The sequence below is a fragment of the Leifsonia aquatica genome (genome assembly GCF_014190775.1).
Lineage (GTDB): Bacteria > Actinomycetota > Actinomycetes > Actinomycetales > Microbacteriaceae > Leifsonia > Leifsonia aquatica.
In genome coordinates this window covers 1,980,487-2,002,111 of the sequence record NZ_JACHVP010000001.1, presented here as the reverse complement: position 1 = coordinate 2,002,111, position 21,625 = coordinate 1,980,487, and the positions used below count along the sequence as shown (strand labels likewise).

Below are 21,625 nucleotides of genomic sequence, written 5' to 3'. Positions count from 1 at the left end.
CCTAGCCAGGGCTTGCATGCCGGGTCGTCATCCTTCCGGCGGAGAGCACAGCGCCGCGAGAGTGAGGTTCGACAGGGAGGGTACTGCCACCATCGGCGGTGCGCGGCCCCCGTATTGCCGCGAAACCCGCCCGGGTTGCGGGATGTTTCCGGGATTCGCACGTAGGGTGTCCGTGTGTGGCGACTGGATAGGAAGAACGAGGACGACCTGGTCGGGTCCGGCCTCGCGGACGACGACGCCCTGCATCCGGTCGCGAACTCGACCGCGCCGCATCAGTTGAGCCTGGGCGATCCGTCCCTCGTGGCCGGCAACATCGCCGACCCGGTCCGCAAGCGGTGGCAGGACGAGATCGCGTCGATCGGCGGCGTCTCGCCCCTCCTGCACTTCGAGGACAGCCCCCGTGCGCGCATCGAGCTGAGCACGACGCACCCGGGCGGGCTGCCGCAGTTCATCACGGGTAAGAGCACGCTGCTGTCGAGCCTGATCCGCGACGAGCTCGCGCTGCGCACCGCCCGTGCGGCCGCGAACGCGATCACGACGAAGGGCATCGAGCTGCGCACGGTGCGCGGCATCGAGTCCGTGCACCTGGCGATCGGCCTGGCGCAGTGGCGGCACGGCGGCGACGAGCTGACCGCGCCCATCCTGCTGCGCCCGCTGGCGATCCGCCGCTACGGCCGCGACTTCGAGCTGAAGCTGAAGGGCCAGCCCTTCCTGAACCCGGAGCTGTCGCGCGCGCTCGCCGAGCAGTTCCAGATCACCCTCGACGCGGACGCGTTCGTCGCGCTCGCGCTCAACAACGGCGTCTTCAAGCCCCAGCCCGTCATCGACCGGCTGCGCGGCCTCACCTCGCACCTGCCCTGGTTCAATGTGCAGCCGCGCCTGGTGGTGTCGTCGTTCGCCGACGTCGCCCCGGCGTTGCGGGCGGAGGCCGAGGACCTCGACACGACCCTCCTGAACGCGCTCGCGGGCAACCCGTCGGCGCGGACCACGATCGAGAGCGCCTTCAACCCGGTGGAGCAGATCCGCCAGGACGAGCGGCCGCCCGCGACCGACACCCTCCTGCTCGACGCGGACGAGGAGCAGGAGACGGTGGTCGCGCAGATCGCGGCCGGCAACTCCCTCGTCGTCAAAACCCTTCCCGGCACCGGCGGCACGCAGACCGTGGTGAACGCGATCGGTGCGCTCGTCGCCCAGCACAAGCGCGTGCTCGTGGTGAGCCCGCGCCGCTCCAGCCTCGACGACATCGCCCAGCGCCTCACGCGGGTGGGGCTGCCCGGGCTGGCCGTCACCCCGCGCACACTGCGCCGCGACCTGATCCAGTCGATCGGCCGCAACGAGAAGGCCACGCAGCCCCGCGTCACCGATGTGGACGAGGCGCTCGTGCGCCTGCGCAAGGTGCTGCTCGACTACCGCTCCGCCCTCGGGCGCCGCGACCCCGTGCTGAAGGTGTCCGTCCTGGATGCGCTGCGGGAGCTCTCACGCCTCGCTCTTCTGCCGTCGCCGCCGTCGACCACGGCCCGGCTCGGCCGCAGCTCCATCGAGGTGCTCGCCACCGACCGCGACGCCGCCTCCGACGCGCTCATCCGCGCCGCCCGGCTCGGCGAGTTCCGCTACGGCCCCAACGACTCGCCCTGGTACGGCGCGTCGTTCACCACGACCGAGGAGGGCAAGGCCGCCCACGACCTCGCCAAGAAGCTCAACCGGGCCGAGCTGCCCCGCCTGATCGACCGCGCCCGCGCGCTGATCGGCCAGACCCGGATGCGCCCGTTCGAGTCGATCGCCGAGCTCGGCGTGTACCTGCGCCTGCTGCTCGACATCCGCGAGACCCTCGACCGCTTCACGCCCGCCGTGTTCGACCGCTCCCTCGCCGAGCTGATCGCGGCCACCGCCTCCCGGCGCGAGTCCGCGACGATGACGAGCGCGAACCGCCGCCGCCTGCGCAAGCTGGCGCTCGAGTACGTGCGCCCGGGCGTGCACGTCACCGACCTCAACGAGAGCCTGCGCCGCATCCAGCAGCAGCGCATCCTGTGGAACCGGTTCGCCGTCGCCGGCGTGGTCCCGGAGGTGCCGGTCGGCATCGCCGATGTGCAGGTCGCGTACCAGCGCGTCGCGGAGGACCTCGCCCGCCTCGACATCCCGCTGCGCCGCACCGGGACGCCGCAGTCGCTCGCGGCCCTGCCGATCGAGGTGCTCACGCGCCAGATCGCCGGGCTCGCCGCCGAGTCCGAGGTGCTCGCCAACCTGCAGGAGCGCACCGCCCTGCTCGGACAGCTGCGCGACCTGGACCTCGACCCGCTCATCCAGGACCTCTCGGTGCGCCACGTGCCCGAGTCGCAGGTCAGCGCCGAGCTCGAGCTCGCCTGGTGGCAGTCGGTGCTGGAGTCGCTGCTCGCGGCCGACCGCGCCCTCCTGAGCGCCAACACCAGCGTGCTCGACCGGCTCGAGGCCGACTTCCGCCTGGTCGACGAGGCCCACGCCTCCGCCACCGGCAAGCAGCTCGCGTGGCTGCTCGCCGAGACCTGGAAGATCGGCATCGTCGACTGGCCGGAGGAGGCCACGGCGCTCAAGCGGCTCCTCAAGTCGGGCCAGCCGACGGCCGCGACGCTCGACGCCGCCGCCCCGCACCTCTCCCGTCCGCTCGCCCCAGTCTGGCTGATCTCGCCCTACGAGGTTCCCGAGCTCGGCACCGACCTGCCGTTCGACGCCGTCGTCCTCGTCGACGCCGGCGCGTCGACCCTCGCCGAGAACATCCCCGTGCTCCGACGCGCGAAGCAACTGGTCGCGTTCGGCGACCCGGTCACGCAGACCCCGTCGCGGTTCGACATCGGCGTGCACGAGTACGGCACGTCGTTCGAGGGCGTTCTGGAGGACGTGGATGCGATGCACGCGGACTCCGCGCTCGCCCGCCTCGCCGAGCTCCTCCCCGTCTACACGCTCAAGCGCAGCTACCGGGCCGGCGGCGAAGACCTCGCCGAGCTGGTCAACCGCCGCTTCTACGGCGGCATGATCGACTCGCTGCCCTGGGCCGGCACGTACCTCGGTCACGGCAGCCTCGCGCTGCACTACGTGTCCGGCGGCCAGGGCATGCCCGACAGCGACACCGGAGCGGTGGAGAGCACCGACGCCGAGGTCGCGAAGGTGGTCGAGCTCGTCCTGCAGCACGCCATCGAGCGGCCGCGCGAGTCCCTCATGGTCATCTCGGCGAGCGACCGGCACGCGGTGCGGGTCAACCAGGCGGTGCTAGCGGCCTTCGCCAAGCGCACCGACCTCGCCGACTTCATCCTGGGCGACCGCGCCGAGCCGTTCACCGTCGTCACGCTCGACCAGTCCGTCGGGCAGAGCCGTGACCGCGTCATCTTCTCGATCGGCTACGGCCGCACCCCGCACGGCCGTCTGCTGTCGAACTTCGGCGCCCTCGCCGAGCCGGGCGGCGACCGCCTGCTCGCGATCGGCATGACCCGCGCGCGCCGGGGGATGGACATCGTCTCCTGCTTCAAGCCGGACGACATCGACGAGTCCCGCATGCGTCACGGCATCGCCGCGCTCGCGCAGGTGCTGGGGGAGGCCGACGAGATCCAGGCGGCCGCGCCCGAGCACCTGAGCCCCGACGCGGACCCGATGATCATCGACCTCGCCAAGCGCCTGGCCCGGCGCGGGCTCGACGTGCACCTCGGCTACCGCGGCAAGCTCACGCTGATCGCCTCGCACGAGGGCCGCGCCGTCGTCGTCGAGACCGACGAGGACGTCAACAAGGGCAGCCTGCGCGAGTCGCTGCGCCTGCGGCCCGACGTGCTCCGCCGCCTCGGCTGGCACTACCTCCGCGTGCACAGCTTCGAGCTCTTCGCCGACCCCGACGCGGTCGCGGTCCGCATCGCGCGCCTCATCGGCGCGGGGGAGCCCGGCACCGAGACAGCACCGATCACCATCCCCGTCTGAGGCGACCGCGGCGTCGTCGTCAGAGCGGGAGTCAGGCGGGCGAACGCGACGGATAGGCGGCGGCGATGTTCGCCTCGATCCACGGAGCCATGAGCTGCATGGCCTCCGCCGTGAAGTGCACGCGGTCGACGCGGTAGATCGCCGCGCCTGTCGATGTCTTCGTCGCGCACTCTCCGCCCGGGCACACGGCCTCGTCGAGATCGAGAGGCCGGACCCGCGAGTGCGCCGCGAACAGCTCCGACTCGACATCCGTCTTGCACTTCAGGCGTTCGGGGGTGACGGTGGGGGACCAGGAGCGGGGGCGATCGTTGGACATCAGGATCAGCGGAGGGTTCTCGAACTGAGCGGTGGTGTCGACGAGGAGGCCGAGCTGGGCACGGTAACGCGCCGTCCATGTCGGCTGGCACGGCGAGATCCAGGCGCCCTGATAGAACTGATCCTCCACATCCCACTTGTTGTGCACGACGATGACATCAGGCCGGGCGTCGGCTTCGATCGCGCCGAGCTTGTCCCGCCATCCCCAGCACGACTTCTTCGAGTCCATCGTCCAGCCGTTGCCGGCCCTCGCCTTCTCGGCGTCGAACAGTCCGCAGCCTCCGTACGAGATCGAACGAGGAACCAGATCGGCCGTGCGGAAGTCCCGGAGCGCCTGGTACATGTTGCCGGCCACGGAATCGCCCAGGACGAGGACTCGGAGGGGGGAACCGTCCTCGCGGGTGGGGAGCGGGACGGGCTCGGCAACCGCGAACGGTTCACCGGCAGCGGGCTTCGATACGGGTGCCGCGGGTTTCGGTGCGACTGCCGCGGGCGCTTCCGACGGTTCGGAGGAGGACGCGCCGGCGATGCTCGTCGAGGGCTGCGTCAGGTAGATCGCGGACGCGACGACGAACCCGATCGCGAGCGTCACGCCGACCCCCGTCGTCAGGGAGCGGACGATCTCTCGCCTCCGTGACGGGCGCTGGAGCGCACGGGACTGCCGCCGCGTCATCTCGGGATCGGGCATCGCTTTCCTACCGCCTGTTCCATTCGTCGCCGACGCGAGCCGTCACCGAATGGCGGACGGAGAAGCGATCGTCGAAGGTCCCCGAGATTTTAGCGAGAACCTGTGGCCGCGGCGCTCTGGTCACACTCAGAATGAAGTGATATGGCGTAGATGTGCTGTATTTATCATGCTCTCACTCCGCGGTTCTCGCGCACCACCGCGTCCGACTCCCGCGTGCGCGGCGGATACCCTGGAGAGATGACCGACAGCACCTCCGATCAGCCGCGCGCCCGTCGCCACCGGCGCGTGCAGCGCGCGGGCGCACAGGGCGCCGACCCCACGCCGCACCTGCGGCCGGAGGCCGCGGAGGACGACACGGACCACTCGCCGTCGTTCGGAACGAACGACGAACAGCTGCGGCGGGACGTGCCGCCGCACTACTGACGCGCGCTGGTCGGCGCCGGGATCAGACCTGCGGGTCGGAGTGCTTGCCGGTCGCCTGCGGCGGGGATTGCTGCGCCTGCAGGATGTCGCGGATCTCGGTGAGCAAGTCCAGGTCGGTGACGGGAGCGTCGGGCTCGACGACGCCCTTCTTGCGGAGGCGCTCGGCGCGCTCCTTGACCAGGTTGAGCGGGTAGACGAAGACGAAGTAGACGACCGCTGCGACGATGACGAAGCTGATGATCGCTCCGACGACGGCGCCGAACTTGATGGTCGCGTCGCCGATCGGCACGTCCAGGGCGTTGTCGAGGCTGTCGGCCTTGAAGATCGCGCTGATGAGCGGGTTGAAGATGTTGCCGACGATCGAGTTGACGACCGCGGTGAACGCGGCGCCGATGACGACGGCGACCGCCAGATCGATCACGTTTCCGCGGAGGATGAACTCTTTGAAGCCTTTGATCACGATCGATCCTTTCGCCGGTGGAGGTGCAAGGGTGGGGTCGAGCTTAGGAGCCGGAGCCGCCGGAGGACGAGCCGCCCGAGGACGGCCCGCCGGACGAGCCGGAACCGCCGGAGGAGGACGAGCCTCCCGACGACGAGGAGCCGCCCGACGACGAGGACCCCGACGAAGACGAGCCCCCCGTGGACGAGCCGCCGGACGACGAGCCGCCCGACACTCCCGAACTCTTCGTACCACGCGAGTCGGTCCGGTAGAACCCGGAGCCGTTGAAGGTCACCCCGACGGCCCCGAAGACCTTGCGCAGCTGGCCGCCGCAGTTCGGGCAGACCGTGAGCGCGTCATCGGTGAACGCCTGCTGGATGTCGAAGGCGTGGCCGCAGTCGCGGCAGGCATAGGAGTAGGTGGGCATCAGTTTCCGCTTATTTCACGTGCGTCGGTCGGGTCGGGTGGGTCAGGTGAACTGGACGATGCGCGTCGGGGTGACGACGCCGTCGACCGCCTGGTCGTGCCGCTCGCGCGGGACCTCGTCCACGAGCTCGCCGTCGAAGAGGACGGCGTACACCGGGGGACATTTTTCCATGCTCCCGAGCGTCTTGTCGAAATAGCCGCGCCCCCAGCCCATCCGCATGCCCGAGGCGTCGACCGCGGCGGCCGGCACGAGGATGAGGTCGACGTCGTTGATCGCGATGGGGCCGAGCAGCTCGCCGACGGCCTCGGGCAGCCCGAACAGCCCTTCGGTCTCGGTCTCGCCGTCGCCGGTGGTCCAGTCGAGCAGGCCGTCCTCGCGGGAGATCGGGAGGAGCACCCGGAGGCCCTGCGCGTGCGCCCAGTTGAGGAACGGGCGCGTGTCCGGCTCGATGGTGGTCGAGAGGAAGCAGGCGACCGATCGCACGTTCAGGTCGGTCGTGAGATCGACGAGATGGCGGGTGAGACCGGCGGTCGCGCTCGCGCGCTCGGTGCTGGTGAGGTTCTGTCGCCGCTCCCGCAGTTCTGCGCGCAGAGCGCGTTTGCGGTGGGCGGCAGTATCCGGGTCCATAGCGCAATCCTAGAAGATGGGGCCGTGACCCCGGAGGAAATGCGGATACTGTAGGCGGCATGGCTAACCACGTCACCAAAGCTGTCATTCCGGCGGCGGGCCTCGGCACCCGCTTCCTGCCCGCCACCAAGGCGATGCCCAAGGAGATGCTGCCCGTCGTCGACAAGCCGGCCATCCAGTACGTCGTCGAGGAGGCCGTCGACGCGGGCCTGCACGACGTGCTCATGATCACCGGGCGCAACAAGAACGCGCTGGAGAACCACTTCGACCGCAACGCCGAGCTGGAGGACACCCTCCGGGCCAAGGGCGACACCGATCGTCTCGAGAAGGTCAACTACTCCACCGCCCTCGCCGACATGCACTACGTGCGCCAGGGCGACCCCAAGGGCCTCGGCCACGCCGTCCTCCGCGCCAAGATGCACGTGGGCCGCGAACCCTTCGCCGTGCTGCTCGGCGACGACATCATCGACTCCCGGGACCCGCTGCTCAAGCGGATGCTCGAGGTCCAGTTCGAGCTCAACACCACGGTCATCGCACTGATGGAGGTCGACCCCGACAGCATCCACCTTTACGGCGCCGCCGCGGTGGAGCCGACGGACGAGGACGACGTCGTGCGCATCACCGGTCTGGTGGAGAAGCCGGACAAGAAGGACGCCCCGTCGAACTACGCGATCATCGGCCGCTACATCCTGCGTCCCGAGGTCTTCGACGTGCTCGAGCGCACGGAGCCGGGCCGCGGCAACGAGATCCAGCTCACCGATGCGCTGCAGTCGATGGCGCACGCCCCCGACTGGACCGGCGGCGTCTACGGCGTCGTCTTCCGGGGCCGCCGCTACGACACCGGCGACCGCCTCGACTACATCAAGGCCATCATCCAGCTCGCCTCCGACCGCGAGGACCTCGGGCCCGACCTGCGCCCGTGGCTGAAGGACTTCGCGAAGGGCCTCGACGACACCCCGGACGAGGTCATCGAGGAGATGCCGGCCGAGCCCGTCGGCGAGCCGATCTCCTAGAGCCCCTCGAACCCGCCCACTGCAGAACGCACCTGCACAACAGCCCGCACGAAGGAGAGATGCCCGTGGCGATCGTCGTCCCCACCCTCGGTGAGGGGCCGGTGGGGTTGCGCCCCATCCGGCTGCGCGACGCCCGCGCGCTCGAACGCTCCCTGCTCGACAACCGCGGATGGCTGCGGCAGTGGGAGGCGACCAGCCCGTATGCGCCCGGGTCCTTCGACACGCGCGCCAGCATCCGCTCGCTGCTGTCGAACGCCCGGGCCGGGCACGGCCTCCCGTTCATCGTGGAGTACGAGGGCAAGCTCGCCGGCCAGCTGAACGTCTCGTCCATCGCCTACGGGTCGCTGTCGAGCGCGACGATCGGCTACTGGATCGCGCAGGAGTTCGCCGGGCGCGACATCACGCCGACGGCCGTCGCCCTCGCCACCGACTACTGCTTCTACCAGCTGGGCCTGCACCGGATGGAGATCTGCATCCGGCCAGAGAACAAGCCCAGCCTGCGCGTGGTCGAGAAGCTCGGCTTCCGCTACGAAGGTCTGCGCCGCCGCTACATCCACATCAACGGCGACTGGCGCGACCACTTCTGCTTCGGTCTCGTCTCGGAGGAGCTGACCCAGGGAGTGCTGCGACGCTGGCGCGACGGAGCCGTTCCGGCGGACGCCGCGACGGTGACCGCGGAGGACGTCGCGGCCGCCGCGCTGCCCCTGCCGATCGCCCGGATCCGCTGAGACACACCCTCCGTCTGCCCCGGCCGCACGGGCGCCGCCCCGTAGCGTAGAGACATGAACGGGGATGTGATGGGCGGAGGGGTCGTCGTCGCGATCGCGGCGGTGCTGTGGCTCGCCTATCTGATCCCCGTCTGGCTCCGCCGCCGCGAGTACGTCGCCACCGAGCGCAACGCGGTCCGGCTGCAGCAGACCCTCCGCATCCTCGCCGAGACCAGCGAGCTGCCGGACGAGGTGCGCATGGAGGCCACGGCCCGCACCGTCGCCGAGCAGCAGCGCGTGCTCCGGCGTGCCGAGCAGCGTCAACTCGTCGAGGCGCGCGCGGAGGCCGCGGCCCACGCCCGGCGCGAGCACGCCATCGCTGAGGAGCGGCGCATCGCGGCCGAGGAGGCCGAGCGTGCGGCGACCGCGGCGATCGCTGTCGAGCGGGCCTCCCGTGCCGCAGCGGCCCAGCGTGCGCGCGCCATCGCGACGGCCGAGAGCCGCCGCCCCGTCCTCTCCCCGCAGCGCCGCCGCCGGCTGCGTCGTGCGCGGGCTCTGAGCACCCTCGTCCTCGTGGCCGGGGTGATCGGCGTGATCGCCGGCACCGGCCTGATGCTCTCGACGGGCGCCTGGCTCGTCCCCGCCCTGTCCGCGGCCGTGTCGGTCGCCGCCCTCGGGATGCTCGGCCGCCTGGCCCAGCCGCAGGAGGCGCCTGCCGCGCCCACCCGTGCCGTCACCATCCCGGCCGCACCCGCCATCTACGACGACGCGCAGCACGACCTCCCCGTGCAGGAGCGGCTGCGCCAGAGCTGGACGCCGCGTCCGCTCCCCAAGCCGCTGCACCTCTCGCCCGGGACGGTGGCCGCCGCCGCCATGGCGTCCGTCGACGCCGCCACCGAGCTGCGCCGCGCCGCCGCTCGGGCCGACTTCGACCGCAAGGCCGCTGAGATCGCGCCGCCCGCTCCTGTCGCTCCTCCCGTCCCGCTGCGGCCCGTCGCGGTGGCCGAGGCGCCCGTCGCCTCCCTTCCGCGGATCGCCCCCGTCGCCCCGGCGCCGGAGCCCATCCCGAGCCGCTACGCCAGCATGGGCATCGTCGGCGAATCGGCCGACGGCGCCATCGACCTCGACGCGGTGCTCCGCCGCCGCCGGGCCGCGAGCTGAGCGGTGCTCGATTTCAACTCGGCGCGGGTGGGGTGCTAGGCTTTCAGAGCAGTTCCCCGGGGCTATGGCGCAGTTGGTAGCGCGCTTCGTTCGCATCGAAGAGGTCAGGAGTTCGAATCTCCTTAGCTCCACCGGAAAGCACGGAAAGGCCGCTCGCGAGAGCGGCCTTTCTGCTTGTCCGGGCGTCTCAGGTGACGTTCCGGACGCAGAGTCATCACCTCCGGACGACCGATCAGGTGCAGGCGTCGGCACGCCGCCAGCATGGAGGAATGACAGTCAGCGACACCGTTCCGACCTCTCCGACCGCCGCGGTCCGCGCGCAGAACGCGCCCGGCGGCGAGACCGCCCGCTGGGGTGGCGTCGTCGCGCTCCTCGTCGGGGTGTTCGTGCTGGTGACCAGCGAGTTCCTCCCGGCGAGTCTGTTGCCGTCGATGGCCGCCGAGTTCGGGGTGACCGAAGGGGTCGCGGGCCAGGTCGTGACCGCGACGGCGCTGGTGGGCGTGATCGCGGGTCCGGCGACGGCCCTGGTCTTCCCGCGGCTCGACCGGCGGCGCCTTCTGCTCGGACTGCTCATCCTGGCGCTCGCGGCCAACCTGGTGACGGCGATCGCACCGGCCTTCTGGATAGTCGTGATCGCCCGCATCGCGCTGGGCATGGCGATCTCGGGCACGTGGTCGATGGCCCTCGCCGTCTCGGCGCACCTCGTGCCGCCGCGTCACCTCGGCCGGGCGATGATGGTCGTCAACACGGGTGTGTCCGCGGCGACCGTCGCCGCCGTGCCGCTGGGCGCCCTGATCAGCTCGCTGGCCGGATGGCGCGTCGTCTTCTTCGCCGTCGCGGGCGCCACCGTGATCGCCATCGTCGTGATGGCGATCGTCATGCCGTCCGTGCCGGCCGCGGCCGGGACCGGTCTGCGGGCACTGGTCGCGACCATCCGCTCGAAGGCGATGATCGTCGGCCTGGTCGGCGTGCTGCTGATCGTCGCCGGGCACTTCGCGAGCTTCACCTACATCCGGCCCGCGGCCGAGAGCATCTCCGGACTGGGCGCCGGCGGCATCGCCGTCCTCCTCGCGGTCTACGGCGTGGGCGGCCTGATCGGCAACCTGGTGACCGGGTCGGTGGTCGACAAGCGGCTGGCGACGACGCTCGTCGTGCTGCCGACGATCCTCGGCGCGGCCGTCATCGTCTTCTCGTTCTCGACCGGCTCGGTCGTCTTCGCCTTCATCGCGGTCGCCGTCTGGGGCATGGCCTTCGGCGGCGTGCCGACCATGGCGCAGACCTGGTCGGCCCGGGTCGAGCCGGAGCGCATGGAGAGCGCGGGCGGGCTCACCGTGGCCACGTTCCAGCTCGGCATCTCGACCGGCGCCGTCGTGGGCGGCGTGCTGATCGACGCGACGAGCGTCTCCGTGGTGTTCGTGGCGGGCGGGATCTCGGCCGTGCTGGGCGGCCTGCTCATCGCCTCCACCCGGCGCTGGTTCCCGCGCCGCGGCTGATCGCTGCAGGCTGACGGCAGGCGGCCGGTTGTCAGGCGGTCGCGGCCAGCCGCCGCCACGCGGACGGGTTCGTGCCGGTGTGGCGGCGGAAGGCGCGGCTGAAAGCGGCCTCCGACCCGTAGCCGAGCGAGACCGCGGTCTGGGCCACGCTGACGCGGTCGTCGGCGAGAAGGGACTTGGCCCGCTCCATCCGCACCCGCAGCAGGTAGCGCGCGGGAGGCTCGCCGACGACGGTGTGGAACCGCTCGGCGAAGGCGGAGCGGGAGGTGCTGGCCACACGGGCGAGCCGCTCCAGCGTCCACGCGCCGCCCGGGTCGTCGCGGATGGCGTCGACGGCGCGCGCGATGTGCGGGTCGCTCGCCGGCAGGAGCCAGCCGTCCGGAGCGCAGCCGTTCTCGACCCACGCCCGCACCGCCGAGGCGGCGAGCACGCTCACGAGCCGGCCGGCGAACGCGCACGACGCGGGTCGCGCGCTGGCGACCTCGGCCACGAGCGCCTGCGCGAGCGCATTGAGGTGCGCATCCCGCCGCAGCAGCTGGCAGGCGATGAGCGCTTCGGGAAGGGCGCGGGCGAGGGGATGCTCGGTGCCGGCGGCGAGGCGCAGCGAACCCGCCACGACCTCGGCGTCGCCGACGGCGTGCACACGGTACGCGGTCGGCCGCGTGCGCAGCACGAAGTCGCCGCCGCGAAGCCGGTTGGTCTCCGCGTCGGTGCGCAGCTCGATCTCTCCGCTCAGCACGAGGAAGAAGGGGACCTCGCGTACGCGGCCGCCGATGGCCTCTCCGGAGGAGAGCTGGTGCCGGGCGAAGTCGACGAGCGTCCAGTCCATGGCCGCGAGCATCTGCTCCAGCATCCGGGCCGTGCGTTCGGTGAGCACGCCGGAGGCCACGAGGTCGGGGGCGGCGGGTGCGTCCGTTTCGATGATGCTCACGAGAGGCGCAACCGTCGTGGCGACCGCGGGATTCCCGGCCGGGCGATCACACCACCAGGAGCACGGCCAGCACGACCATGAGGACCGCGATCCCGGCATCCAGGATCCGCCACGACATCGGGCGCGCGAAGAGCGGGGCGGCGAAGCGGGCGCCGAAGCCGAGCACGCTGAACCAGAGCAGGCTCGCGGTCGCGGCCCCCGCACCGAAGACCCAGCGGCCGGGATCGCCGTGATCGGCCGAGAGGGAGCCGAGCAGCAGCACGGTGTCGAGGTAGACGTGCGGGTTGAGCCAGGTGATCGCGAGGCACATCCCGGCCGTGGCCAGGAGGGAGGGCGCGACACCCGACGCCGCCGTGAGCGCCGACGGCTTCAGCGCCCGCCGCGCCGCGAAGACCGCGTAGCCGAGGAGGAACGCGAATCCGACCCAGCGCACGATCTCGAGGGCGAGCGGCGCGGCCTTCACGAGCGCCCCGATCCCGGCCACGCCGGCGGCGATCAGCAGGGCGTCGCTGAGCACGCAGATCGCGACGACCGGGAGCACGTGCTCGCGCCGCAGTCCCTGGCGCAGCACGAACGCGTTCTGCGCACCGATGGCGACGATGAGGGAGGCGCCGGAACCGAGGCCGGTAAGGAAGATCGCGAGCACGCATCGACCCTATGGGCGGAATACGTCTTCAGTACAGCTTGTCTTTCTTACGAAGCATTAGCATCGCTGATGATGGATGCGAACGCCGAGCAGTTGAAGACCCTCGCCGCCGTGATCGACCACGGCACGTTCGAGCGCGCCGCCGTCGTTCTGCACGTGACGCCGTCGGCGGTGAGTCAGCGGGTCAAGGCGCTGGAAGAGCAGACCGGCCGCGTGCTGGTGCGCCGCACCAAGCCGATCGAGCCGACCGAGGCCGGCCGGGTGCTTCTGCGCCTCGCCCGGCAGGTCGCACTCCTGGAGGCGGAGGCCGCGGCCGAACTGGATGCCGCAGGCGGGGCCGCGACGACCATCCCGTTGGTCGTCAACGCCGACTCGCTGGCGACGTGGGTGCTGCCCGCGCTCGCGAGCCTCCCGGACCTGGTCTTCGACCTCACCCTCGATGACCAGGAGCACACGCTCGACCGGCTGCGCGACGGCACGGCGATGGCGGCGATCGGTTCCGACCCCGACGCGGTGCAGGGGTGCACCGTCTCGTCCCTCGGCGCCATGGTCTACCGGCCGGTCGCGAGCCCCGCGTTCGTCGAACGGTGGGCGCCGGAGGGATGGACTCCGGAGGCCGCCGCCGTCGCACCGATGCTCGTGTTCGACCGCAAGGACGCCCTCCAGGACCGCTACCTGGCCCGCTTCGCTCCCACCGCCCGGCCGCCCCGGCAGTACGTGCCCGCCTCGACCGAGTTCGTGCGCGCGGCGGAGCTCGGTCTCGGCTGGGGGATGCTGCCCGACCTCCAGACCGCCGGGCACCTCGCCGCCGGTCGCCTGACCGTGCTCGACGACGGCGGGGAGGAGGCGGTCGCCCTGCACTGGCACCAGTGGTCGATGCGGTCGGCGGCGCTCACCGCCGTCGCCGACGCCATCGCGGCGCGGGCGGCGGCGGAACTGCGGCCGCCGAGCCGGTCGTGACTAGAGCGTCGCCAGCACGAGGTCGAGCGCGTCCGCGAATCGGTCAGCGCTCTCGCGCGTGATGCACAGCGGCGGCTTGATCTTCAGCACGTTCTTGAAGTCGCCGGTCGGCTGCACGATGGCGCCCTCGGCGAGCATCCGGTCGCAGATCAGCGTCGCCTCGGCGGTCGCCGGGGTCATCTCGGCGCGGTCGAGCACCAGCTCGACGCCCAGGTAGAGGCCCATCCCGTGCACGGCGCCGACGATCGGGTGCCGCTCGCCGAGCTCGCGCAGCCGGTCGGCGAGGTGGTCGCCGACCGTGACCGCGTTCTCCTGGAGGCGCTCGTCGCGCATGACGTCGAGCACGGTGAGCCCGACGACGGAGCTGACGGGGCTGCCGCCGGCGGATGAGAAGAAGGAGCCCTCGGCCGCGAACGACTCCGCGATCTCCCGGCGGGTGATCACCGCGCCGAGGGGCTGCCCGTTGCCGACCGCCTTGGCGATGGTGATGACGTCGGGCACGACACCCTGCTGCTGCGAACCCCAGAAGTAGTGGCCGAGGCGGCCGAAGCCGACCTGCACCTCGTCGGCGATGCAGACGCCGCCGCGGGCGCGGATGCGCTCGTAGACGCCGGCGAGGTAGCCGTCGGGCAGCATGAGGCCGCCCGCGTTGCCGAAGACCGGCTCGGCGATGTAGCCCGCGACCTCGACGCCGGCCGCATCCAGGGCCGCCAGGTCGTCGTCGAGATCGGCGAGGTAGGCGCCCGCCGAGTCGGGGCCGCGGTGCACGCCGCGCAAGGAGTTCGGGGCGGCGACGAGCGTCACCCAGTCGGGCCGTGTCTCGAGTGCGCGCGGGTTGTCGCCCAGCGACGAGGAGACGGAGTCGGAGCCGACGGTCCAGCCGTGGTAGGCCTCCTTTACCGCGAGCACGGTGCGGCGGCCGGTGTGGGTCTGCGCGAGGCGCAGAGCGAGGTCGACCGCCTCGCTTCCGGAGTTGACCAGGAAGACGGTGTCGAGCCCCTCCGGAGCCAGCTCGGCCAGGCGCTCGGTGTACCGCGAGAGCTCCTCGTAGTGGAAGCGCGAGTTGGTGTTGAGCCGTGCCCACTGGTCGCGGACCGCCTCCACGAGCCGCGGGTGGCCGTGGCCGATCTGCGTCACGTTGTTCACCATGTCGAGGTAGCTCTGTGCGCGCGTGTCGAAGAGGTGGTGCCGCCAGCCGCGCTCGATGAGCGGGGGATGGGCGAAGTAGTGCTCCTGCACGCGCGCGAAGGTGTCGTCGCGGCGGGCGAGCGCTCCGGCGGGATCCGGGATGGAGGCGGTGACGTCGAGCCCGAAGAGGTCGGACGGGTCGGGGGAGACGGCGGACCACAGTGCGAACGGGGCGGTCGGGGTGACGAACGCAGGCGGACGGCCGCCGCCTGTCCGGCCGAGCTGAGCGGTGAGCCGGATGGTCGTGCCGATCTCGTCGCCCGCGGCGACCCTCGCGGTCGTGAGGGGGCGGGTCAGGCCGTCGAGCCACAGGTCGACCCCGTCGGCGCGGAGAGTCCAGGCGCCCTCGACCAGCGACAGCTCGCCCGCGAACGGGGCGAGGACGGGCATGCCGGCGGGGGCGTCGAAGGTGACGCCGAGCGCCACCGTCGCAGTGGCCTCGGCACGATCGCGGACCGCACGGGTCAGGCGCGCCTCGCCGTAACGGGTGATGGCGTGCCCGGCTTCCCGGCAGACGCGGGCCAGCACCTCGTCCTCGGCCGACGCCGCGGTCCATGCCCCGGCGTCCTGATCCCGGCCGAGCACCGACAGGTCGGCGAGGTTCGCGGGGCTGCTCTCCACGGCGATCAGCCGGCCGAGCTCGGGGAGCGCCGTGGTGCCGGCGAGCCGGTGACGGAGGAGGGCCTCCATCTCGTCCGCGTCGATGCGGCGGGCGACGTCGAACGCCAGCCACTCGTGGGCGCGGTTCTCGTCGGCGTACCGGTTGTCGCCATCCAGCGCCACCTGCTGCTCGCCGCTGACGACGAGCACCGCGCCGCGGAGGACCACCAGCGGCCAGAGCGCCGCGAGGTCCGCATCGTCGAGCGGGGAGCGCTCGTGGAACGCCGCGACCACGTCGAGCACGGCCGAGAACGGCTCCTCCGGCACGTGGTGCAGCACGCTCGTCACGGTGGCGGCGAGGTCGCCGGCGAGCCAGCCGTCCGCGACGTCGCCGAAGTCGATGACGCCGGGGCCGGCCTCGCCGAGCACGATGTTGTCGTCGGTCACATCGCCGTGCGTCGCCTGCACGCGCAGCCGCGAGCGCAGCGGTTCGAGGCGGGCGAGCGCGGCATCGGCGGCGGCGCGGACGACGCGGCGCTTGGCGGGTTGCTCCACGTGGTCGAGCAGGAGGTCGACGACCTCCCCGCCGATCCGCGAGTCCCACTGCGTCGAGCGGTCGAGCCCCGCGTGCTCCAGACCGGCCAGGCCGGCGGCGATTCCCCCGGCGAGCGTGCCGAGGGTGCGCAGCTGCTCGGTGCTGAGACGGGCGACCTCGGTGAGCGGTTCGCCGTCGAGGAAGGTCAGGACGCGGGCATGCAGTTCCACCCCGCGCACGTCGGCCGCGACCAGCTCGGCTCCGTCGATCGAGGGGACGACGGCGGGCACGCGGATACCGGAATCGGCAAGGGCCGTGAGCGCGGCGTTCTGCGCGAGAAGCTCGTCCGCCGTGAAGACGGGATTCGCGATCTTGAGCACGAAACGGCTCTCGCCCGTGTCGACGAGGAAGTTGCGATCCTGCTGGCTGCCGAGCTCGGTGACCGCGCCGCTCAGGCCGAAGCGTCCGGAGGCGATGGCGGCGGCTTCGCTCGGAGTGATGTCCGGGCGGGGAAGCGATGGCTGGTCGAGGAAGTCGGAATTCGGCACGGATGCTCCAGGGCTCGTCGGCGGGCTGAGGCCAGTCTAGTGACGGGCAACGCCCTCCCAGCACCCAGCGAATGCACGGGGATCGGCGCGTAGCATCGACGCGTGAAACCCTGGAGGTCGGCCCTCGTGGCATTCGTCATCGACGTCGCCTTCGTGCTGATCTTCGTGCTGGTCGGGCGCCGCAGTCACGGCGAGACGGCCGGGTTCACCGGCCTGATGACCACGCTCTGGCCGTTCCTCGTCGCGCTGATCGCCGGGTGGCTCGTCACCTGGGCCTGGCGTCGTCCGCTCGCCGTGGTCTGGCCCGGCATCCCGATCTGGCTGATGACGGTCGCGCTCGGGATGCTGATCCGCACCTCCGCGGGGCAGGGTGTGCAGCCGAGCTTCATCGCCGTCGCCTTCGTCGTGCTGGGCGCCTTCCTCGTGGGCTGGCGGCTCGTCGCGATGCCGTTCGTGCGCCGCCGCGCGCTGCGCCGCACCGCCTGATGGCCTCGCACATTCGTGCCGAATGTAGCGAATAGCGCCGCCATTCTCGACATTCGGCACGAATCGCGCAGCGCGAGCGCGGTCAGCGGACCGCGGCGGCGATGAGCGTCGCGACCGTGTAGATCGCGAGCCCCGCGAGCGCCCCGACGACGGTGCCGTTGATCCGGATGAACTGCAGGTCGCGCCCGACCTGCGTCTCGATCTTGTCGGTCGTCTCGGCCGCATCCCACCCGCGCACGGTCTCGCTGATGACCCCGGCGATGTCGTGCCGGTAGGCGGTCACGAGGTGCAGCGCGGCATCGGTAATGCGGGCGTTGAGGGAGGCGCGGAGCGCCGGGTCCGCGGCGACGCGGCGGGCGGCGTCGGCGAGGGCGACCTCCGCGCGGCTCCGCAGCTCGCTCTCCGGGTCGGACAGGGCGTCGACCGCGGCATTCCGCGCCGCCTCCCACGCCGATGCGGCGAGCTCCCGGATGCGCGGGTCGTCGAAGGCGCGCTCCTTGGCGCCCTCGAGCCGGGCGATCGTCTCGGGGTCGTGCTGCAGTCGATCGGCGAGCTGGCCGAGCGCGTCGTCGATCGCGTGCCGCATCCGGTGCTCGGGATCCCGCCGCACGTCGCCGAGGAAGCGCCGCGCCTCCGCGTGCAGCCGGTCGTCCACCATGCGGTCGACGAACGACGGCACCCAGGAGGGCAGCCGGCGCGAGACGAGGGTGGCGAAGGCGTCGGGATGACCGGCGAGCCATTCGTCCACTCGGTCCAGCACCAGGTCCACGACCTCGCGCTGTCCGCCGGACGCGAGCACCTTCTCGCCCAGTCGGCCGAGCGGAGGTCCCCACTCCGGCGCGATCAGGTGCGTGCGCACGACCGCCTCGATCGCGTCCCGCATCCGCTCGTCGTCGAGCAGCCCGGCCAGCCCGACGATCGCGGCGGAGCCCTCCGCAACGACGCGGCGCGCGTTCTCCGGTTCGGCCAGCCAGCCGCCGATGGCGCCCGCGATGTCGATCGACGCGAGCTTGCCCGCGACGACGTCGTCCGCAAGGAAGTTGGTCTCCACGAACTCGCCGAGGCTCTCGCCGATCTCGTCCTTGCGGGTCGGGATGATGGCCGTGTGCGGGATGCGCAGGCCGAGGGGATGCCGGAACAGCGCGGTCACGGCGAACCAGTCCGCGAGCGCGCCGACCATGGCCCCCTCCGCGGCCGCCCGCACGTAGCCGAGCCAGGGGTAGCGGTCCTGCAGCGCGAAGGCGACGGTGAAGATCACGGCGGCGACGACGAGCAGCGACGTCGCGAGGATTTTCATCCGGCGGAGGGCGCGCCTGCGCTCGGCATCGTGCTCCGCCGCGGGGGAGAGGACCTCGGGTGCGCGCGTCACTGGACCAGGTGCAGTTCGCGGCTCGTGTTGTTCAGCCGGTGCGCGCCGTCCTCCGCCGCGACCACGATGTCCTCGATGCGCACGCCGAACCGGCCGGGCAGGTAGATCCCCGGCTCGATCGAGAAGCACATCCCGGCCTCGATCGGCAGCTCCTCGCCCTCCACCAGATACGGCGGCTCGTGCGTGGTGGTGCCGATGCCGTGTCCGACCCGGTGGATGAAGAAATCGCCGTATCCCGCATCCCGGATGACGGCCCGGGCGAGGCGGTCGATCTCCTGCAGCGGGATGCCGACGGCGACGGCCTCGAACGCCGCCTGCTGGGCGCGCTTCACGATCTCGAAGACCTCGTGCTCCTCGTCGGTCGGCTCGCCGACGTGCACCGTGCGCGTGGTGTCGGACCCGTAGCCGTCCATCAGGCCGCCGAAGTCGAGCACGACCATATCGCCCTCGGCGATCGTCCGATCGCCGGCCTCGTGGTGCGGGTTGGCTCCGTTGGGGCCGGAGCCGACCACGGTGAAGTCGACCTGCGAGTGGCCGTGCTCGCGCAGCAGTCGGTCGAGGTCGGCCGCGACCTCCAGCTCGGTGCGCCCGGCGAAGCGGACGCCGAGGATGTGCTCGAAGGTCGCGTCGGCCGCAGCCCCCGCAGCGGCGAGCCGGTCGATCTCATCGGCGTCCTTCACCGCGCGCAGCATCGGCAGGGCGCGCGAGAACGCCGCGAACCGCGCCTCCGGGAGCTTCTGCTGCAGGCCCAGGAGGTGCATCGCCCAGAGCGCGTCCGACACCGCGTACTGGCCGGAGGCGTCGAGCAGCGCGGCGGTCGGCACGTACTCGTCCTCCCCGTCCGACCAGTCGACGATGCGGAAGGCGCCGTTTGCGCGGGTGGCCGCGGCGCTGTCGTGCTCGAGCACGGGAACGATCATCGTCGGCTCGCCCTCCGCCGGGACGACCAGGAGGGTGATGCGCTCGGTCGTCGCGATCGGAAGGTAGTCGGCGAAATAGGCGAGGTCGGGGCCCGGGGCGACGAGCAGGGCGTCGAACCCGGCGGCGCGGGCCTGTGCGGCTCCCCGCCGGAGCCGCTCGGAGAAGTGCTGCGCGGTGATCTGCTGCATGGTCGGTCAGCTCTCCGCCGGGCCGAGCCAGGCGTTCGCCACGGTGTTGTGGGCGGACTCGGCGTCGGAGGGATGGAAGATGCCGGCCAGCACGTCGCGGTAGAGCCGGCCGAGCTCGTTCCCGGAGAAGTAGGTCGAGCCTCCCGAGACCCGGATCGCCTGGTCGACCACGCGTCGGGCCGTCTCGGTCGCGCGGACCTTGAGCCCGACCAGCTTCGGGAACCAGAGCGCGCCATGGTTCGCCTGGGTGTCGATGTCGCGGGCGAGCGCGTCGAGCTGCGGGAGCAGCGCATCCTGATCGATCGCCGCCTCGGCCACCCGCCAGCGGATGTCGGGGTCGCTCGCGTAGCTGCGGCCGCCGTCCTTCAGGCTGGTGCGCCGGTGGGCGGCGGCGACGGCGAGGTCGAGGGCGCGGGCGCCGATGCCGGTGTAGACCGACGCGAGCAGGATCTCGAAGTTGGCGAAGATCGCGAAGACCAGCGGGTCGGGGTTGGGGCCAGGATCCAGCCGGCGCACAATCCGGTCGGCGGGGGAGCGGGCGCCGTCGAGGATCGTCGTGCGGCTCTGCGTGGCGCGCATCCCGATGGTGTCCCAGTCGTCGCGGATCTCGAAGCCGCCGTCGTCGCGGTCGACGAAGCCGTAGACGATCTTGGGGCCGTCGGGGCTCGTCGCGTCGAGTCCCATCGTGCCGAGCCGCGTCCAGGCGGGGGAGAGGGAGGTGAAGATCTTGCGGCCGTGGAAGGTGTACGAGCCGTCGTCCGCGGGCCGCGCCTCCGTCGTCGAGCCGAACAGCACGAGGTCGTTGCCTGCCTCGCTGAGGCCGAAGGCGAACACCTCGCCCGCGCCGGCCTCCCGGAGCACGAAGTCGAGGGAGTCGTCGCCGCGGTCGTGCAGGGTCTTGGCGATGCCCGTCCAGACCAGGTGCATGTTGACCGCGAGGGCGGTCGCCGGAGCGGCGCCGGCCAGGCGCACCTGCAGGCGGGCGGTCTGCTCGAGGCCCAGCCCGAGCCCGCCGAACTCGGTCGGCACGAGAGCGCGCAGATAGCCGATCTCGACCAGCTCGGCGAAGTCCTCGTCGAAGAAGCGGTTCTCGGCGTCGTAGACGGCCGCACGGCCCCGGAACCGCTCCAGGAGGTCGTCGCCCAACAGCTCGTGCTCGGTCACGCTCCTCAGCCTAGGGGAGCGCGACCGAGCACGATACGGGCTGTCGCCCGGTCACTGAGCGGTGTAGCCGCCGTCCACCAGGTGGTAGCTGCCGGTGATGAAGCTCGCCGCGTCGGAGGCGAGGAACGCGACCAGGGAGGCGACCTCCTCCGGCTCGCCCAGGCGGCCGAGGGCGTGCTTGCCCTCGAGGAACGCCAGCGCCTCGGCGGAGAGGTTGGCCTCCACGAGCGGGGTGCGGATGAAGCCGGGGCCGACCGCGACGACGCGCACCTTGTCGGCGGCGTACTCGAGCGCGGCGTTCTGCGTGAGGCCGAGCAGCGCGTGCTTGGCGGTGACGTAGGCCGACGAATTCGCGAAGCCGACGCTGCCCAGGATGGACGCCATGTTGACGATCGCACCGCCGCCGTTCGCGGCCATGGCCTTCAGCTGCGGCTGCATCCCGTAGAACACGGCGTTGAGGTTGACCTCGATGACCTTGCGCCAGCTGTCGAGCGAGTAGTCGCCGACGGTGGCGGCCTCGCCGCCGATGCCCGCGTTGTTCACCGCGATCTTGAGCGGTGCCAGAGCGTTCGCCGCGGCGACGCTCGCCTCGCCGAACGCGGGGTCGGTCACGTCGCCGGCGAGCGCGGCGGCCTTTCCGCCCGCGGCCTCGATCTCGGCCACGACGGCCTGCGCGTGCTCCTCGTTCAGGTCGGTGACGAGGACGGCTGCGCCGCTCGCCGCCAGGGTGAGCGCCACGGCGCGCCCGATGCCCGAGCCGCCTCCGGTCACGATCGCGGACCGGTCGGCGACGTCGTACTGAGCCATGAAAATCTCCCTTCAGATATCCGACACCTGTCGGATAACTCCATTGTACGATC

19 protein-coding genes and 1 tRNA gene are annotated in these 21,625 nt (G+C 71.7%); 9 read left to right on the top strand and 11 right to left on the bottom strand.

Annotated features, from left to right (window positions below):
• Positions 1-174: 174 nt before the first annotated feature.
• The gene (locus FHX33_RS09575; RefSeq protein WP_021764131.1) at positions 175-3,936 is read left to right on the top strand and encodes an ATP-binding protein; all 3,762 of its coding nucleotides are present in this window, start codon (positions 175-177) and stop codon (positions 3,934-3,936) included.
• Positions 3,937-3,967: 31 nt separating this feature from the next.
• Here the strand turns inward: FHX33_RS09575 and FHX33_RS09570 are convergent, their stop codons facing one another.
• Complete coding sequence (locus FHX33_RS09570) at positions 3,968-4,939, bottom strand: SGNH/GDSL hydrolase family protein (protein WP_021764130.1); 972 nt, start codon at positions 4,937-4,939, stop codon at positions 3,968-3,970.
• Positions 4,940-5,176: 237 nt separating this feature from the next.
• Between FHX33_RS09570 and FHX33_RS09565 the strand changes: the two genes are divergently transcribed.
• Positions 5,177-5,362 (top strand): hypothetical protein, encoded by a 186-nt coding sequence (locus FHX33_RS09565; RefSeq protein ID WP_021764129.1) that lies wholly within the window; start codon positions 5,177-5,179, stop codon positions 5,360-5,362.
• Positions 5,363-5,384: 22 nt separating this feature from the next.
• Here the strand turns inward: FHX33_RS09565 and mscL are convergent, their stop codons facing one another.
• Genes mscL through FHX33_RS09550 form a run of 3 tightly spaced genes read right to left on the bottom strand, consistent with a single transcriptional unit; the run spans position 5,385 to position 6,855 of the window.
• Entirely contained in the window at positions 5,385-5,822 is a 438-nt protein-coding gene (mscL, locus tag FHX33_RS09560; protein ID WP_021764128.1) for a large conductance mechanosensitive channel protein MscL, read from the bottom strand.
• Positions 5,823-5,865: 43 nt separating this feature from the next.
• Positions 5,866-6,228 (bottom strand): FmdB family zinc ribbon protein, encoded by a 363-nt coding sequence (locus FHX33_RS09555; protein ID WP_021764127.1) that lies wholly within the window; start codon positions 6,226-6,228, stop codon positions 5,866-5,868.
• A 42-nt stretch (positions 6,229-6,270) separates the two neighbouring features.
• The gene (locus FHX33_RS09550; RefSeq protein ID WP_021764126.1) at positions 6,271-6,855 is read right to left on the bottom strand and encodes a 5-formyltetrahydrofolate cyclo-ligase; all 585 of its coding nucleotides are present in this window, start codon (positions 6,853-6,855) and stop codon (positions 6,271-6,273) included.
• A gap of 59 nt (positions 6,856-6,914) precedes the next feature.
• Between FHX33_RS09550 and galU the strand changes: the two genes are divergently transcribed.
• The 5 genes from galU to FHX33_RS09525 all read left to right on the top strand — a co-directional run bounded on the left by galU (position 6,915) and on the right by FHX33_RS09525 (position 11,229).
• Positions 6,915-7,868, top strand: coding sequence for a UTP--glucose-1-phosphate uridylyltransferase GalU (gene galU, locus FHX33_RS09545; protein ID WP_021764125.1), 954 nt, complete (start codon positions 6,915-6,917; stop codon positions 7,866-7,868).
• Positions 7,869-7,927: 59 nt separating this feature from the next.
• Positions 7,928-8,596 (top strand): GNAT family N-acetyltransferase, encoded by a 669-nt coding sequence (locus tag FHX33_RS09540; RefSeq protein ID WP_021764124.1) that lies wholly within the window; start codon positions 7,928-7,930, stop codon positions 8,594-8,596.
• 54 nt (positions 8,597-8,650) lie between these two features.
• Positions 8,651-9,736: a hypothetical protein gene (locus FHX33_RS09535; protein WP_183428388.1), complete on the top strand. Its 1,086-nt coding sequence runs from the start codon at positions 8,651-8,653 to the stop codon at positions 9,734-9,736.
• A gap of 58 nt (positions 9,737-9,794) precedes the next feature.
• A tRNA-Ala gene (locus FHX33_RS09530) sits at positions 9,795-9,867 on the top strand.
• A 138-nt stretch (positions 9,868-10,005) separates the two neighbouring features.
• Positions 10,006-11,229: an MFS transporter gene (locus tag FHX33_RS09525; RefSeq protein WP_021762701.1), complete on the top strand. Its 1,224-nt coding sequence runs from the start codon at positions 10,006-10,008 to the stop codon at positions 11,227-11,229.
• Between the two features lie 31 nt (positions 11,230-11,260).
• On the opposite strand, the gene FHX33_RS09520 is transcribed toward FHX33_RS09525, so the two are convergent.
• Together FHX33_RS09520 and FHX33_RS09515 are read right to left on the bottom strand one after the other, a co-directional pair.
• On the bottom strand, positions 11,261-12,160 hold the full coding sequence (locus tag FHX33_RS09520) for a helix-turn-helix domain-containing protein (RefSeq protein WP_183428387.1): 900 nt from the start codon (positions 12,158-12,160) through the stop codon (positions 11,261-11,263).
• A gap of 46 nt (positions 12,161-12,206) precedes the next feature.
• Complete coding sequence (locus FHX33_RS09515) at positions 12,207-12,806, bottom strand: LysE/ArgO family amino acid transporter (protein WP_021765096.1); 600 nt, start codon at positions 12,804-12,806, stop codon at positions 12,207-12,209.
• Between the two features lie 69 nt (positions 12,807-12,875).
• Between FHX33_RS09515 and FHX33_RS09510 the strand changes: the two genes are divergently transcribed.
• Entirely contained in the window at positions 12,876-13,766 is an 891-nt protein-coding gene (locus FHX33_RS09510; RefSeq protein WP_183428386.1) for a LysR family transcriptional regulator ArgP, read from the top strand.
• Here FHX33_RS09510 and FHX33_RS09505 read toward each other — a convergent pair whose 3' ends face one another.
• Complete coding sequence (locus tag FHX33_RS09505; RefSeq protein WP_183428385.1) at positions 13,767-16,637, bottom strand: aminotransferase; 2,871 nt, start codon at positions 16,635-16,637, stop codon at positions 13,767-13,769.
• A gap of 102 nt (positions 16,638-16,739) precedes the next feature.
• Here FHX33_RS09505 and FHX33_RS09500 point away from each other — a divergent pair, with 102 nt between their 5' ends.
• Positions 16,740-17,123: a DUF3054 domain-containing protein gene (locus FHX33_RS09500; protein ID WP_039923230.1), complete on the top strand. Its 384-nt coding sequence runs from the start codon at positions 16,740-16,742 to the stop codon at positions 17,121-17,123.
• Between the two features lie 82 nt (positions 17,124-17,205).
• On the opposite strand, the gene FHX33_RS09495 is transcribed toward FHX33_RS09500, so the two are convergent.
• The 4 genes from FHX33_RS09495 to FHX33_RS09480 are packed head-to-tail and all read right to left on the bottom strand — an operon-like array spanning position 17,206 to position 21,572.
• Positions 17,206-18,492 carry a DUF445 domain-containing protein gene (locus FHX33_RS09495; protein ID WP_338092014.1) on the bottom strand — a complete coding sequence of 429 codons (1,287 nt, stop codon included), beginning with the start codon at positions 18,490-18,492 and terminating at the stop codon, positions 17,206-17,208.
• Complete coding sequence (locus FHX33_RS09490) at positions 18,489-19,601, bottom strand: aminopeptidase P family protein (protein WP_021764372.1); 1,113 nt, start codon at positions 19,599-19,601, stop codon at positions 18,489-18,491. Before FHX33_RS09490 ends, FHX33_RS09495 begins: the two co-directional genes overlap by 4 nt.
• Positions 19,602-19,607: 6 nt before the next feature.
• Positions 19,608-20,765, bottom strand: a complete 1,158-nt coding sequence (locus FHX33_RS09485) for an acyl-CoA dehydrogenase family protein (RefSeq protein WP_021764373.1) — start codon at positions 20,763-20,765, stop codon at positions 19,608-19,610.
• A gap of 51 nt (positions 20,766-20,816) precedes the next feature.
• Positions 20,817-21,572 (bottom strand): SDR family NAD(P)-dependent oxidoreductase, encoded by a 756-nt coding sequence (locus FHX33_RS09480; protein WP_021764374.1) that lies wholly within the window; start codon positions 21,570-21,572, stop codon positions 20,817-20,819.
• Between the last annotated feature and the right edge of the window lie 53 nt (positions 21,573-21,625).

Excerpts from the sequence above, each read along its gene's own strand:
- FHX33_RS09510 (WP_183428386.1), top strand. The coding sequence starts at position 12,876 with ATGATGGATGCGAACGCCGAGCAGTTGAAGACCCTCGCCGCCGTGATC.
- FHX33_RS09490 (WP_021764372.1), bottom strand. The coding sequence starts at position 19,601 with ATGCAGCAGATCACCGCGCAGCACTTCTCCGAGCGGCTCCGGCGGGGA.
- FHX33_RS09555 (WP_021764127.1), bottom strand. The coding sequence starts at position 6,228 with ATGCCCACCTACTCCTATGCCTGCCGCGACTGCGGCCACGCCTTCGAC.
- FHX33_RS09570 (WP_021764130.1), bottom strand. The coding sequence starts at position 4,939 with ATGCCCGATCCCGAGATGACGCGGCGGCAGTCCCGTGCGCTCCAGCGC.
- FHX33_RS09525 (WP_021762701.1), top strand. The coding sequence starts at position 10,006 with ATGACAGTCAGCGACACCGTTCCGACCTCTCCGACCGCCGCGGTCCGC.
- FHX33_RS09480 (WP_021764374.1), bottom strand. The coding sequence starts at position 21,572 with ATGGCTCAGTACGACGTCGCCGACCGGTCCGCGATCGTGACCGGAGGC.
- FHX33_RS09550 (WP_021764126.1), bottom strand. The coding sequence starts at position 6,855 with ATGGACCCGGATACTGCCGCCCACCGCAAACGCGCTCTGCGCGCAGAA.
- FHX33_RS09565 (WP_021764129.1), top strand. The coding sequence starts at position 5,177 with ATGACCGACAGCACCTCCGATCAGCCGCGCGCCCGTCGCCACCGGCGC.
- FHX33_RS09535 (WP_183428388.1), top strand. The coding sequence starts at position 8,651 with ATGAACGGGGATGTGATGGGCGGAGGGGTCGTCGTCGCGATCGCGGCG.
- FHX33_RS09540 (WP_021764124.1), top strand. The coding sequence starts at position 7,928 with ATGCCCGTGGCGATCGTCGTCCCCACCCTCGGTGAGGGGCCGGTGGGG.
- galU (WP_021764125.1), top strand. The coding sequence starts at position 6,915 with ATGGCTAACCACGTCACCAAAGCTGTCATTCCGGCGGCGGGCCTCGGC.